Raw genomic sequence first — 12,889 nt, 5'->3', positions numbered from 1 at the left:
CTGTGTGCCGCGACTCAGCTGTCTCAAACACGTGAAGTCAACTGATGCCGGGAAAAGCCGAATTTTCGCAATACGTCACTGTTTGCACACGCAATGTGAACGCCGCTGGCCAGGAGGCGGCAGTACGGTTCGGGACACCGCGGTCTACCGCTGACGCGGCAGCGTCAGGTGGCGGCCTCAGGCGACGGCCTCAGGCGGCGGCCTCAGGCGGCGGCTCAGGCGGCGGCCGCGCGGGCGAACCAGCCGATGGTGCGTTCCAGCCCCGCGTTCCAGGCCACGCGCGGCTCCCAGCCGAGCCGCTCACGGGCGAGCCGGGTGTCGGGCCGGCGCCGGGCGGGGTCGTCGACGGGCCGGTCGACGAACCGGATGCGGGAGGCGGAGCCGGTGAGCTCCACGATCCGGCGGGCCAGCTCCAGGACGGTGATCTCGTCGCCGCCGCCGATGTTCACCGGGCCGGTCTCCGCGGCGGCGGCCAGCGCGAGGATGCCGTCGACCGTGTCGTCGACGTAGCACAGCGACCGGGTCTGGCTGCCGTCCCCGGCGACGGTGAGGGGCGCGCCGTCCAGGGCCTGCGCGATGAAGGTGGGTACGGCACGGCCGTCGCCAGCGCGCATCCGGGGGCCGTAGGTGTTGAAGATGCGGACGATGGCGGCGTCGGTGCCGCGGGCTCCCCGGTGCGCGGTGACCAGGGCCTCGGCGAAGCGCTTGGACTCGTCGTAGACGCTGCGCGGGCCGACCGGGTTGACGTTGCCCCAGTAGCTCTCGCGCTGCGGGTGCTCCAGCGGGTCGCCGTAGACCTCGGAGGTGGAGGCGAGCAGGAAGCGGGCGCCGTCGGTGCGGGCGCGCTCCAGGGCGTTGCGGGTGCCGCTGCTGCCGGCGTCGAGGGTCTGCAACGGCAGCCGCAGATAGTCGGCGGGCGAGGCCGGGCAGGCGAAGTGCAGGACCAGGTCGAAGCGGCCGGGCAGACCGCGCAGGGCGTCGGGGTCGGTGACGTCCGCGCGGACGAAGCGGAAGCCGCGTCGCCGCTCCAGTTCGGCGATGTTCGCGTGGGTGCCGGTGGACAGGTCGTCCAGGCACAGCACGCCGGTGCCGGCGTCGAGCAGCCGCGCACACAGATGGGATCCCACGAAGCCGGCTCCACCGGTCACCAGCGCCCGGCGCCAGTCGCGTCCACTCACGGGGCTCTCCTCCCTCTCGCCTTCACTCGCGTGTCGGCTGAGTAACCCCGTGGCCGCACGGGCACACATCGGCCCCCACCGGCCCGCCGGACGGCCATCGATTACTTGTTCTACTCCGTGGGTTGCCGCGTCGGCTCGGTGGTGAGGTCGCGCCGGTAGCCGATTCCGGGCAGCCCGGCCACGGTCGTCTCCCCCACGGCGACGAACCCGTTGCGGGCGAGCACGGTCATGGAGGCCCGGTTGCCGAGGGTGGTGACCGCGGTGAGCGTGTGCAGCCCGTACGTCCCGGCGGCCAGCCGGCACACCTCCCGCACGGCGGCCGTCGCGACACCGCGGCCGGCCGCGTGCTCGCCGATCCGGTAGCCGAGCTCGGCCGATCCGTCGGCGACGTCGACGAGGTTGACGCGGCCCAGCAGCGCGCCCTGTTCGTCCACGACGACGTGGAAGTGGCAGACACCGGCGTCCTGTTCGGCGAGCCGGTCGCGCAGCATGGCGGCGAAGTCCGCGAAGTACGCGTCGCCGCGGTCGGAGATGAACCGGGTGAAGTACCTCCGGTTCTCCCGTTCGAAGGCCAGCAGGGCATCCGCGTGGTCGGGCCGCAGCCGCTGGAGGATCAGCATGGCCGCGAGCATACGGCCGGGCGAGTGACCCGTGAACGAACCTGCCGGTGCGGGGCCCCGGTTGCCTACGATCATCGCGTGGTCGACTTCTTCCTCGAACGTACGGCACCGCTCCCCCTCGACGAGGCCTGGCGGCGGCTCACCGAATGGCCCCGCCACGCCGACGCGGTGCCGCTGACCCGGGTCAGCGTGCTCACGCCGGAGCCCACCGGCGTGGGCACGCGCTTGCGGGCCCGTTCCGGCATCGGCCCGCTGGCCTTCGACGACGTCATGGAGGTGACGGTCTGGCGCCCGCCCGCCGACGGCGAGGGCGGGCTGTGCCGCCTGGAGAAGCGCGGCCGGGTGGTGCTGGGCTGGGCGGAGATCGAGGTCCTGCCGGGCCCCGGGGGCCGCAGCCGGGTCGTCTGGCGGGAGAATCTGCGGGTGCGCTTCCTGCCCCGCGCCCTCGACGGCGCGCTGGAAAGCGTGGCCCGCCGGATGTTCGGGCGGGCGGTCAACCGGCTGCTCAGAACGCCGCGTTCGGCACCGCGGCGCTGAGGCCGGCGGCCGGCCGGTCAGGGAGCGGCGTCGGGCCGGGACAGCTTGTCCCGTCGGTCACGATCGCCGTCGCTGCGGGTGCTCAGGATCGTGTCGCAGATCTCGCGGAGCTTGTCCGTCGCCTGCTTGGAGAACAGCCCGCACAGGCCCGCGATGCCGGCGAAGCCGTACGGGTTCGTCGCCCCGGCTCCCGAGCTGCCCGCGAACAGACCTCCGCGCAGCAGGAAGTAGACCAGCAGGGCGAGGGCGACACCGATGCCGGCCCGCAGCAGGTACCACCACAACCAGCTGGCGTACAGCCGCCGATTGCCCACGTAGGTCGCGAACGACGTCGCCGCGTGGACGAAGCTGCCGAGCGCGCTGCAGCAGATCACGGCGAGCATCATGGCGGTGTCGGCCGTGAGCGCCCAGTGGCCGAGGCCGAACGGCGACCACCGGGCGGCCCCGGCCGTCGCGGACTGCTCCTGGACCAGGCGGAGCAGCACCGGCCACAGACTCAGCAGCGCCCCGCACAGCACGACGACGTCGGTCAGCAGGAAAACGCCCAGGACAACGGTTCCCCAGGCCGAGAGCCGTCGTGCCGGGTCTGCGTCGGGCACCGTGGCCACGGCCGGCGTCCGTTCGTCCCCGCCGGCGACCGCCGGGTCCCCTGCCGTGCCCTGCCCGGCCGTTCCCGGCGCCACCTCTGCCCCTGCCACCCGTCCCCCTTCGCGACACCCGCCCCGCTGCGGCACCCGACGGCGCCGCGACCGGCTGCCCACTGTGCAGGCCGGGCACCGGCCCTCGCAAGTGCGCTGTGCGAGTGCGCTGTGAGAGTGCGCTGTGAGAGTGCGCTGTGCGAGGGAGAGCAGCGCCGAACGGCTAAACTCCAAAGGCTCTGGCGCGACGGCAAGGGGGCGGTTCGGTGAGCGGCAGTGGGGTGGAGAGCGTCAAGGAACAGCGCCTGGTCTCACGTCTGAGGCACGAGCTGACCGAGGGAACCAGAAAGGTCGCCTTCATCACGGGCTCGGGGGTCAGCCTGGGCGCGATCCCCGGCGTGGACGGGATCGTGGACCACATGAGCGCCATCCCCTCCGACTTCGACGACAAGCTGATGTTCAAGAGGGAACTCAAGAACCGGTCGGGGGGCGACAAGTACCAGGCCGCCGCAGCGCTGTTGAAGGACATCCGCGGGCAGGACGGGCTCAACCTGGCGATCCGGCGCGCCGTCCTCGAGGCCTGCACGGGGCTCGGGCCACAGGAGCGCTTCCTCCTCGCCGAGCGCGAGGACAAGGACGAGTTGAAGGACGCCGAGTACAACACCGGCCTGTGGAAGCTCACTCCGGCTGTGGAGAGCCTGGGCGCGTTGCTGCGGGCGCTGCCCGAGCAGCGGCGCGGGCCGGTGATCACGACCAACTTCGACCCGTTGCTGGAGATCGCCGTGCGCAAGGCCGGCGGCGTCGCCAATCCCCTGCCTCTGGAATTCGACGGCAGCCTCCAGCACCGCGAGGTCGAGGACGCCGTCAACGTCGTCCACGTGCACGGATACTGGCGCCTGGGAGACACTCTGCACACGGTGGGCCAGCTCACCGAGGACCGGCCCGAACTGGCCGGCAGCCTGCGCAGTTCGCTCACCGATCACACGGTCGTGGTGGTCGGCTACAGCGGCTGGGAGGACGCCTTCTCGCGCTCCCTGCTGGAACGGGTACGCGAGCGGAACCTCTACGGCTTCGACGTGATCTGGTGCTGTTACGAAGCGCTGGACGACGCCGTCCGGGCGTCCCCGTTGCTGGCGGAGCTGCGGAGGCCGGCGCGGTGGACGTTCTACGACCGGGTCGACGCCCACCGGCTGTTCCCCCGGCTGTACTCGGCCTACCAGGACACCGTCCAATGCCCGCCGGGCTGGATCCGGATCGACCGCTCCTTCCTCGACTCCGTCGCGGCCGACGAGCACACCGCCCAAGACGTGGAGCGGTTCTTCGACGGCGCGGAGCCCGGCTGGGCGACCGCGCTCGATCCACGAGTGCCCCGCCTGTCCGTCGTCGGCCGGCTCACCGGCGAGCTGAACGGCTGCCTGGACGGCCGGCTCGACAAGCGCGTCGTGGCCGCCGTCGGCCCCATGGGCGAGGGCAAGTCGATCGCGCTCAGGCAGGCCGCGGTCGACCTGGCGCGCGGCCGGGACGATGTCACGGTGCTGTGGCGCGAGCACCGGACGAGGATCGTGCCCGAGGCCATCCTGTCCATGCCGCAACGGCCCGGACACCGCATCGTCCTCGTCACGGACCAGGGCGCGCAGCACATCGAGGAGCTGCGGCGGCTGCTGCGCGCCTGCGAGAGCGCCGGCCGCGGCGACATCCTGGTCCTGCTCGCGGGCCAGCAGCGGGAGTGGCGCGCGCGGCGGGCCTTCGAAAAGCTCTCGGCCCAGACCAAGGTGGTGACCAACCTCGGTCTCCAGGACGCGGACGGGCAGCTGCTGGTGCAGGCATGGGAACAGCTCGGTGTCCTGCGCGAACTGGCCAGGACACCCGGGCACGAGCGGGCGACCCGACTGGTGGCCCTGTCCCGGGCCACCTACGGACGGCGGGACAGCTCGCTCGTGGGGGCCATGCTGCAGCTGCGCTACGGCCCGCTCCTGCGTGAGCACGTCGGCAGGCTGCTGGACCAGCTCAGCGCCCATCCCCCGGTGGAGGGCACCTCGCTGGTGCACTGCTTCCTGATGATCGCCCTGCTCCATGTCGCCTTCGACCAGCGGCGCAAGAACTCCAGTCCGCTGTCGGCACGGGTACTGGCCCGGGTGATGGGACTGGAGGACGAGTACCTGGTGGAGGAGGCCGTCGTCATCCCGCTCGGCAAGGAGGCCGCGCTCGGCGGATTCGACAACGGGCTGTGGATCCGCCATCACAGCATCGCCGAGGCCGCCCTCGCGATCAGCGGGGAGCGGGATCCCGAGGAGCTCACCGGACTGGCGACGAAGCTGGTGACGGCCGCGGTCGACCTCTCCCGCGAGACCGGTTCCTTCTCCGACGACCTGCACGCGGCGGCGTATCTGTCCCCGGGGCTTGCCCGTCGCCACAGACAGCTCGGGCTGGTCAAGGAGTCGCTGGCGGCCGGCCGTTCCGCCATCGACGCCGCCCCCCAGCGGCTCAGCTTCCGCACCGCGATGATGACGAGTCTGCGTCTGACCGGTCGTCTGGACGAGGCGCTCCGTCTGGCGGAGGAGACCTGCCGGGAGCTGGACTCGGTGACCGATCCCGAGTCCGAGATCGCCTTCGTCCAGGAGTGGGGCACGGCGGCCGGCCAGGCACGGAAGTACGACATGAACACGCTGCTCCACGGAGTCGCGCTGCACAAGTCCCGCAGTGCGCGGGACGCCGTCGGCAGTCTGCTCAGCATGGGTGTTCCGCTGACGGAACTGCACCGCGCCTCGGCCGAGGAGGTGTTCCTCGACGCGCTGCGGGCGGTGGTGGGACTGTCCGCTCGCAAGATCACCCCGAACATCTTCCCGGGCCGGCACGACGCTCATGGCTTCCTGGACAACCACAGGAAGTACATCGAGGGACACGGCGCGACGCCGCTCGACGGCACGGAGGGCTGGGACGCCGTGCAGGCGGCCGTCAACCGGCTGCTGCCCGGCGCGCCCGGGGCCATCGCGCCCCTGCTCACCAAGGGCGCGTTGTCGGCGAAGCCCACGCCGGAACTCCGCTGACCGGTCCGGGTGCACCGCCGGCCGCCGGGCGGCTCTCAGGCCACCGAGCCGACGCGCCTCGCCGCCACCGGCGCGGCGTCGTGGTGGATCGGGGTGTGGGCGCCGGTGAGCGAGACGCCGCTGCCGCCGCGCCGGGCGGCGACGATCTCCGCGGCGATGGAGACGGCCGTCTCCTCCGGGGTGCGGGCGCCGAGGTCCAGGCCGATCGGGGACCTCAGGCGGGCCAGCTCCAGCTCGGTGACGCCGACCTGGCGCAGGCGTTCGTTGCGGTCGAGGTGGGTGCGGCGGGAGCCCATCGCGCCGACGTACGCCACCGGCAGCCGCAGCGCCAGCTTCAGCAGGGGGACGTCGAACTTCGCGTCGTGGGTCAGGACGCAGAGGACCGTACGGGCGTCCACGTCCGTGCGCTCCAGGTACCGGTGCGGCCACTCGACGACGATCTCGTCGGCCTCCGGGAAGCGCGCCCGGGTGGCGAAGACGGGGCGGGCGTCGCACACCGTGACGCGGTAGCCGAGGAACCTGCCGGTGCGCACCAGCGCCGAGGCGAAGTCGATCGCACCGAAGACGATCATCCGGGGCGGCGGCACCGAGGACTCGACGAGCACGGTGAGCGGGGCACCGCAGCGGGAGCCCTGCTCACCGATCTCCAGGGTGCCGGTGCGGCCGGCGTCCAGGAACGCGGACGTCTCCGCGACCACGGTGCGGTCGAGCTCCGGATGGGCGCCGAAGCCGCCCTCGTGGGAGCCGTCGGGGCGGACCAGCAGGGCGCGGCCCATGAGTTCGGACGGTCCGGACACGATCCGCGCGACCGCCGCCGCCTCCCCTCGGGCGGCGGCGGCCAGCGCGGCCGCTAGCACCGGCCGGGCCGCAGAGCCCACCCGTACCGGTGTGACCAGGATGTCGATGACGCCGCCGCAGGTCAGGCCGACGGCGAAGGCGTCCTCGTCGCTGTACCCGAAGCGCTCCAGGACGGACTCGCCGTCCTCGAGCGCCTGTTGGCACAGCTCGTAGACCGCCCCCTCCACACAACCGCCGGAGACCGAGCCGACCGCCGTTCCCTCGCTGTCGACGGCGAGGGCCGCGCCCGGTTGCCGGGGCGCGCTGCCGCCGACCGCGACCACGGTGGCGACGGCGAAGTCACGGCCCTGCTCGACCCACCGGTTCAGCTCCTCGGCGATGTCCAGCATCTGTCGGTCTCCTTAAGCAGCGGTGGTGTGAAGGGAGTCGCCGGGCGGCTCAGTGCACGCCCAGCCAGCCCTCGATGGGGTTCAGGGCGAAGTAGACGAGGAAGATCACCGACAGCCCCCACATGAAGGCGCCGATCTCCCGGGCCTTGCCCTGAGCGATCTTGATGATCGTGTACGAGACCACGCCGGCGGCGACGCCGGGCGTGATGGAGTACGTGAACGGCATGATCACCACGGTCAGGAACACCGGGATGGCCGTGGCGCGGTCGCCCCAGTCGACGTGCCGGGCGTTCATCATCATCATCGCGCCGATGACGACGAGGGCCGCGGAGGCGACCTCCGACGGGACGATCGCGGTGATCGGGGTGAAGAACAGACAGGCCGCGAAGAACAGGCCGGTGACGACGGAGGAGAAGCCCGTGCGGGCGCCTTCCCCGACGCCCGTCGCGGACTCGACGAAGACGGACTGGCCCGAGCCGCCCGCCACACCGCCGATCACACCGCCGGCGCCGTCGATGAACAGGGCCTTGGACAGGCCCGGCATACGGCCCTTGTCGTCGGCGAGGTTCGCCTCGGTGCCGACGCCGATGATGGTGGCCATGGCGTCGAAGAACCCGGCGAGGACCAGGGTGAAGACGATCACCGTGATCGTCATGACGCCCACGTCGCCCCAGCCGCTGAACGACACATGGCCGAAGAGCGAGAAGTCGGGCATCGACACGGGGCTGCCGTGCAGTTCGGGGGCGCCGTTCACCCACTGCTTGGCGTCGATGACACCGGCGGCGTTCAGGATCGCCGCGACAATGGTGCCGCCCACGATGCCGATGAGGATGGCGCCGGGGACGTTGCGGGCCTGGAGGGCGAAGATCAGCAGGAGCGTGCCCGCGAAGAGGAGGACCGGCCAGCCGGCCAGCTCACCGCCGGGGCCGAGGATGACGGGCCCGCCGCCGGGGGCCGGGTTGCGGCCGACGAAACCGGACTTGACCAGGCCGATGAAGGCGATGAACAGGCCGATGCCCATGGTGATGCCGTGCTTGAGCGGCAACGGGATCGCATTCATGATCATCTCGCGCAGGCCGGTGACGACCAGCAGCATGATCACGACACCGTAGGCCACACACATGCCCATGGCCTGGGGCCACGTCATGTGGGGCACGACCTGGGTGGAGATGACACCCGACACGGACAGGCCGGCGGCCAGGGCGAGGGGCACCTTGCCGGCGAAGCCCATGAGCAGGGTGGTGAACGCCGCGCCGAGCGCGGTCGCGGTGATCAGGGCCTTCTGGCCCAGGGTGTCCCCCGCCACGTCCTTGCCGGACAGGATGACGGGGTTGAGCAGCAGGATGTACGCCATCGCCATGAAGGTGGTGACGCCACCGCGCACTTCACGCGCGACGGTGGATCCCCGCTGGGATATGTGGAAGTACCGGTCGAGCCAGGACCGTCCCGCCGGGACGCGGCTGCCCGCGCCCGCGTCTTCGGCGGTGGTCCTGGGCTCCACTGACTGCTGGGTCATGGGGCCATCTCCCAAGGTTCATAGGGGCACCCGTGTGGAAACCCTCCGGGGCACGGGATTTGGGAATGGACGACCCGGGGGACGGCCCGAGACGAACCTCACTGCTGGTACCTCAAGACCGCGAGCGGAGCGGTGCTCGAAGAGGTGGGGAGTGCTCCGGGCGGCGTGAGGGAGTGTGACGTTCCGTTCGCCGCCCGGAGGGTTTTCGGGGTTCCTCGCTCACGCCTTGCCGGTGAGGTGCTCCGGCCGGACGGGTGTGCGCGGGAGTTCCAGCCCGGTCGCGTTCCGGATCGCCGCGAGGACGGCCGGCGTGGACGACAGGGTGGGGGCCTCGCCGATGCCGCGCAGCCCGTACGGGGCGTGCTCGTCGGCGAGTTCGAGCACGTCGACCGGGATGGTCGGCGTGTCGAGGATGGTGGGGAGCAGGTAGTCCGTGAAGGAGGGGTTGCGGACCTTCGCCGTCTCCGGGTCGACGATGATCTCCTCCATGACGGCGATACCCAGGCCCTGGGTGGTGCCGCCCTGGATCTGCCCGATGACGGAGAGCGGGTTCAGCGCCTTGCCGACGTCCTGGGCGCAGGCCAGTTCGACCACCTTCACCAGGCCGAGTTCGGTGTCGACCTCGACGACGGCGCGGTGCGCGGCGAAGGAGTACTGCACGTGGCCGTTGCCCTGGCCGGTGCGCAGGTCGAACGGCTCGGTCGGCCGGTGCCGCCACTCCTCCTCGACCTCCACGGCCTCGCCCTCCAGGACGTCCACCAGGTCGGCGAGGACCTCGCCGCCGTCGGTGACGACCTTGCCGCCCTCCAGGAGCAGTTCGGCGGTGGCCCAGGCGGGGTGGTACGTGCCGAACTTGCGGCGGCCGATCTCCAGCACCCGCTCGCGGACGAGTTCGCAGGCGTTCTTCACGGCGCCGCCGGTGACGTACGTCTGCCGGGAGGCGGAGGTCGAACCGGCCGAGCCCACCTGGGTGTCGGCGGGGTGGATGGTCACCTGCGCGACGCCCAGCTCGGTGCGGGCGATCTGCGCGTGGACGGTGACACCGCCCTGGCCGACCTCGGCCATGGCCGTGTGCACGGTGGCGACGGGCTCGCCGCCGACGACCTCCATGCGCACCTTGGCGGTGGAGTAGTCGTCGAAGCCCTCGGAGAAGCCGACGTTCTTGATGCCGACCGCGTACCCGACACCCCGTACGACGCCCTCGCCGTGCGTGGTGTTGGACAGGCCGCCCGGCAGCTGCCGTACGTCGGGGCCCTCGGAGCTCTCCCACTGGCGCTCGGGCGGCATGGGCATCGCCTTGACGCGGCGCAGGAGTTCGGCGACCGGGGCCGGGGAGTCCACCGGCTGCCCGGTCGGCATGATCGTGCCCTGGCTCATGGCGTTGAGCTGCCGGAACTCCACCCGGTCCATGCCGACGGCGTCGGCGAGCTTGTCCATCTGCGCCTCGTAGGCGAAGCACGCCTGGACCGCGCCGAAGCCGCGCATGGCGCCGCAGGGCGGGTTGTTGCTGTAGAGGGCGATCGCCTCGATCTCGACGTCGTCGACCTCGTAGGGGCCGATGGACAGCGAGGAGGCGTTGCCGACCACCGCCGGGGAGGCGGAGGCGTACGCGCCGCCGTCCAGCACGATGCGGCACTTGACGTGGGTGAGCTTGCCGTCCTTGGTGGCGCCGTGCTCGTAGTGCAGCCGGGCCGGGTGGCGGTGGACGTGCCCGAAGAAGGACTCGAACCGGTTGTAGACGATCTTGACGGGCTTGCCGGTGCGCAGCGCCAGCAGACAGGCGTGGATCTGCATCGACAGGTCCTCGCGGCCGCCGAACGCGCCGCCGACGCCGGCCAGGGTCATCCGCACCTTGTCCTCGGGCAGGCCGAGCACGGGCGCGATCTGGCGCAGGTCGGAGTGGAGCCACTGGGTGGCGATGTAGAGGTGGACGCCGCCGTCCTCCTCGGGCACCGCGAGGCCCGACTCGGGGCCGAGGAAGGCCTGGTCCTGCATCCCGAAGTAGTAGTCGCCCGTGACGACGTGGTCGGCGCGCTTCGCGGCCTCCTCGGCGTTGCCGCGGATGATCGGCTGGCGGTGCACGATGTTGGGGTGCGGGACGTGACCGGCGTGGTGGTCGGTGCGGTTCTCGTGGACGAGGACGGCGCCGGGGGCGGTCGCGGAGGCCTCGTCGGTGATGACGGGCAGCTCCCGGTACTCCACCTTGATCTTGGCGGCGGCGCGGCGCGCGGTCTCCGGGTGGTCGGCGGCGACGAGCGCGACCGGCTCGCCGTGGTGGCGGACCTTGCCGTGGGCGAGGACCGGGGTGTCCTGGATCTCCAGGCCGTAGTGCTTGACCTCGGCCGGCAGGTCGTCGTACGTCAAGACGGCGTAGACGCCGGCCGTGGCGAGCGCCTCGGAGGTGTCGATCGAGACGATCTCGGCGTGGGCGACGGTGGAGCGCAGGATCTGGCCCCACAGCATGTCCTCGTGCCACATGTCGGACGAGTACGCGAACTCGCCGGTGACCTTCAGGGTGCCGTCCGGGCGGAGCGTGGACTCGCCGATGCCGCCCTTGGTCTGCGAACCCTGTGTGATCTTCGTAGGTGCGCCGTTGGCCGGCATGTCAGACCCCCTCGGACTGCCGGGCGGCCGCCAGGCGGACCGCGTCCATGATCTTCTCGTAGCCCGTGCAGCGGCACAGGTTGCCCGACAGCGCCTCGCGGATGTCCGCGTCGCTCGGGTTCGGGTTGCGCTCCAGCATCTCGTCGGCGGCGACCAGCAGGCCGGGGGTGCAGAAGCCGCACTGGACGGCGCCGGCGTCGATGAACGCCTGCTGCACGGGGGAGAGTTCGGTGCCCTCGCCGGTCTGCGAGTCGGTGCCCTGGGCCTGCCAGCGCCGGGCCTCGTCGAGCGAGGCGCTCTTCGTGCCGCAGGCGTCGGTGCCGCACGCGCGCTGCTTGGCGTACTCCGCCAGGCCCTCGACGGTGACGACCTCGCGGCCCTCGACCTGGCCGGCCGCGACCAGGCAGGCGCAGACCGGCACGCCGTCCAGGCGGACCGTGCACGAGCCGCACTCGCCCTGCTCGCAGGCGTTCTTGGAGCCGGGCAGGCCGAGGCGCTCGCGCAGGACGTACAGCAGGGACTCGCCCTCCCAGACGTCGTCGGCCTCCTGCGGACGTCCGTTGACGGTGAAGTTGACGCGCATTACGCAGCTCCCTCCGAGGTGTTGCGGGTGCCGCGGTACGACTCCCAGGTCCAGGTGAGTGTCCGGCGGGCCATGACGCCGACCGCGTGGCGGCGGTAGCTCGCGGTGCCCCGGACGTCGTCGATCGGGTTGCAGGCGGCGGAGCACAGCTCGGCGAACTGCTTGGCGACCGACGGGGTGATGATCTTTCCGTTGTCCCAGAACCCGCCCTCTTCCAGGGCCGCGTTCAGGAACTCCTCGGCGGCGCGGGCGCGGACGGGGGTGGGGGCGGCCGAGCCGATGCCGGTGCGGACCGTGCGGGTCCCGGGGTGCAGGGCGAGGCCGAAGGCGCACACCGCGATCACCATGGCGTTGCGGGTGCCGACCTTGGAGTACTGCTGCGGGCCGTCGGCCTTCTTGATGTGCACGGCGCGGATCAGCTCGTCGGGCGCCAGCGCGTTGCGCTTCACACCGGTGTAGAAGTCGTCGATGGGGATCAGGCGGGAGCCGCGCGCCGCCGACTCGACCTCGACCTCGGCGCCCGCCGCCAGCAGGGCGGGGTGGGCGTCACCGGCGGGAGAGGCCGTGCCGAGGTTGCCGCCGACGCCGCCGCGGTTGCGGATCTGCGGGGAGGCGACCGTGTGCGAGGCGAGCGCGAGGCCGGGCAGCTCGGCACGGAGATCTTCCATGATCCTGGCGTAGGGCACCGAGGCGCCCAGCCGCACGCTCCCCTCGCCGACCTCCCACTCGTAGAGGTCGCCGACGCGGTTCAGGTCGAGGAGGTACTCGGGCCGGCGGTGGTCGAAGTTGATCTCGACCATCACGTCGGTGCCACCCGCAATCGGCACAGCGGTGGGGTGCTCGGCCTTCGCGGCGAGCGCCTCCTCCCAGCTGGCGGGGCGAAGGAAGTCCATGACCGGCTCTCTTCTTCGTCTCGGTGCTCTTGGAAGTCGTGCAGATTGAGCCAATCCGTGTGCGGCGGGCCAGGCTCGTTCATGTG

General features: G+C 71.7%; 10 protein-coding genes. 2 read left to right on the top strand and 8 right to left on the bottom strand.

Features of this window, described 5'->3' with window-relative positions:
• Positions 1-215 precede the first annotated feature (215 nt).
• Positions 216-1,178: an NAD-dependent epimerase/dehydratase family protein gene (locus ABZ484_RS06115; protein WP_358864675.1), complete on the bottom strand. Its 963-nt coding sequence runs from the start codon at positions 1,176-1,178 to the stop codon at positions 216-218.
• 110 nt (positions 1,179-1,288) lie between these two features.
• Positions 1,289-1,798 (bottom strand): GNAT family N-acetyltransferase, encoded by a 510-nt coding sequence (locus ABZ484_RS06110; protein WP_358864674.1) that lies wholly within the window; start codon positions 1,796-1,798, stop codon positions 1,289-1,291.
• A gap of 78 nt (positions 1,799-1,876) precedes the next feature.
• Here ABZ484_RS06110 and ABZ484_RS06105 point away from each other — a divergent pair, with 78 nt between their 5' ends.
• Complete coding sequence (locus ABZ484_RS06105) at positions 1,877-2,335, top strand: SRPBCC family protein (protein WP_358864673.1); 459 nt, start codon at positions 1,877-1,879, stop codon at positions 2,333-2,335.
• A 17-nt stretch (positions 2,336-2,352) separates the two neighbouring features.
• Here the strand turns inward: ABZ484_RS06105 and ABZ484_RS06100 are convergent, their stop codons facing one another.
• Positions 2,353-3,033 carry a hypothetical protein gene (locus ABZ484_RS06100; RefSeq protein ID WP_358864672.1) on the bottom strand — a complete coding sequence of 227 codons (681 nt, stop codon included), beginning with the start codon at positions 3,031-3,033 and terminating at the stop codon, positions 2,353-2,355.
• 206 nt (positions 3,034-3,239) lie between these two features.
• Here ABZ484_RS06100 and ABZ484_RS06095 point away from each other — a divergent pair, with 206 nt between their 5' ends.
• A complete protein-coding gene (locus ABZ484_RS06095; RefSeq protein ID WP_358864671.1) occupies positions 3,240-6,020 on the top strand; it encodes an SIR2 family protein in 2,781 nt (926 codons plus the stop codon).
• A 35-nt stretch (positions 6,021-6,055) separates the two neighbouring features.
• Here the strand turns inward: ABZ484_RS06095 and ABZ484_RS06090 are convergent, their stop codons facing one another.
• The 5 genes from ABZ484_RS06090 to ABZ484_RS06070 form a co-directional block, all read right to left on the bottom strand.
• Positions 6,056-7,207 (bottom strand): XdhC/CoxI family protein, encoded by a 1,152-nt coding sequence (locus tag ABZ484_RS06090; RefSeq protein WP_358864670.1) that lies wholly within the window; start codon positions 7,205-7,207, stop codon positions 6,056-6,058.
• A gap of 49 nt (positions 7,208-7,256) precedes the next feature.
• Complete coding sequence (locus ABZ484_RS06085; protein WP_358864669.1) at positions 7,257-8,723, bottom strand: NCS2 family permease; 1,467 nt, start codon at positions 8,721-8,723, stop codon at positions 7,257-7,259.
• 219 nt (positions 8,724-8,942) lie between these two features.
• On the bottom strand, positions 8,943-11,327 hold the full coding sequence (locus ABZ484_RS06080) for a molybdopterin cofactor-binding domain-containing protein (RefSeq protein ID WP_358864668.1): 2,385 nt from the start codon (positions 11,325-11,327) through the stop codon (positions 8,943-8,945).
• Between the two features lies 1 nt (position 11,328).
• Positions 11,329-11,910: a (2Fe-2S)-binding protein gene (locus ABZ484_RS06075; protein ID WP_358864667.1), complete on the bottom strand. Its 582-nt coding sequence runs from the start codon at positions 11,908-11,910 to the stop codon at positions 11,329-11,331.
• The gene (locus ABZ484_RS06070) at positions 11,910-12,803 is read right to left on the bottom strand and encodes a xanthine dehydrogenase family protein subunit M (protein WP_358864666.1); all 894 of its coding nucleotides are present in this window, start codon (positions 12,801-12,803) and stop codon (positions 11,910-11,912) included. Before ABZ484_RS06070 ends, ABZ484_RS06075 begins: the two co-directional genes overlap by 1 nt.
• Positions 12,804-12,889: the final 86 nt, after the last annotated feature.

The organism is Streptomyces sp. NPDC006393, from assembly GCF_040628575.1.
Classification (GTDB): Bacteria; Actinomycetota; Actinomycetes; order Streptomycetales; family Streptomycetaceae; genus Streptomyces.
This window is presented reverse-complemented; position numbering and strand designations above follow the sequence as displayed.

Bases quoted from the DNA above. Each gene is read 5' to 3' on its own strand.
- ABZ484_RS06110 (WP_358864674.1), bottom strand. From the start codon at position 1,798: ATGCTGATCCTCCAGCGGCTGCGGCCCGACCACGCGGATGCCCTGCTG.
- ABZ484_RS06090 (WP_358864670.1), bottom strand. From the start codon at position 7,207: ATGCTGGACATCGCCGAGGAGCTGAACCGGTGGGTCGAGCAGGGCCGT.
- ABZ484_RS06085 (WP_358864669.1), bottom strand. From the start codon at position 8,723: ATGACCCAGCAGTCAGTGGAGCCCAGGACCACCGCCGAAGACGCGGGC.
- ABZ484_RS06080 (WP_358864668.1), bottom strand. From the start codon at position 11,327: ATGCCGGCCAACGGCGCACCTACGAAGATCACACAGGGTTCGCAGACC.
- ABZ484_RS06075 (WP_358864667.1), bottom strand. From the start codon at position 11,910: ATGCGCGTCAACTTCACCGTCAACGGACGTCCGCAGGAGGCCGACGAC.
- ABZ484_RS06070 (WP_358864666.1), bottom strand. From the start codon at position 12,803: ATGGACTTCCTTCGCCCCGCCAGCTGGGAGGAGGCGCTCGCCGCGAAG.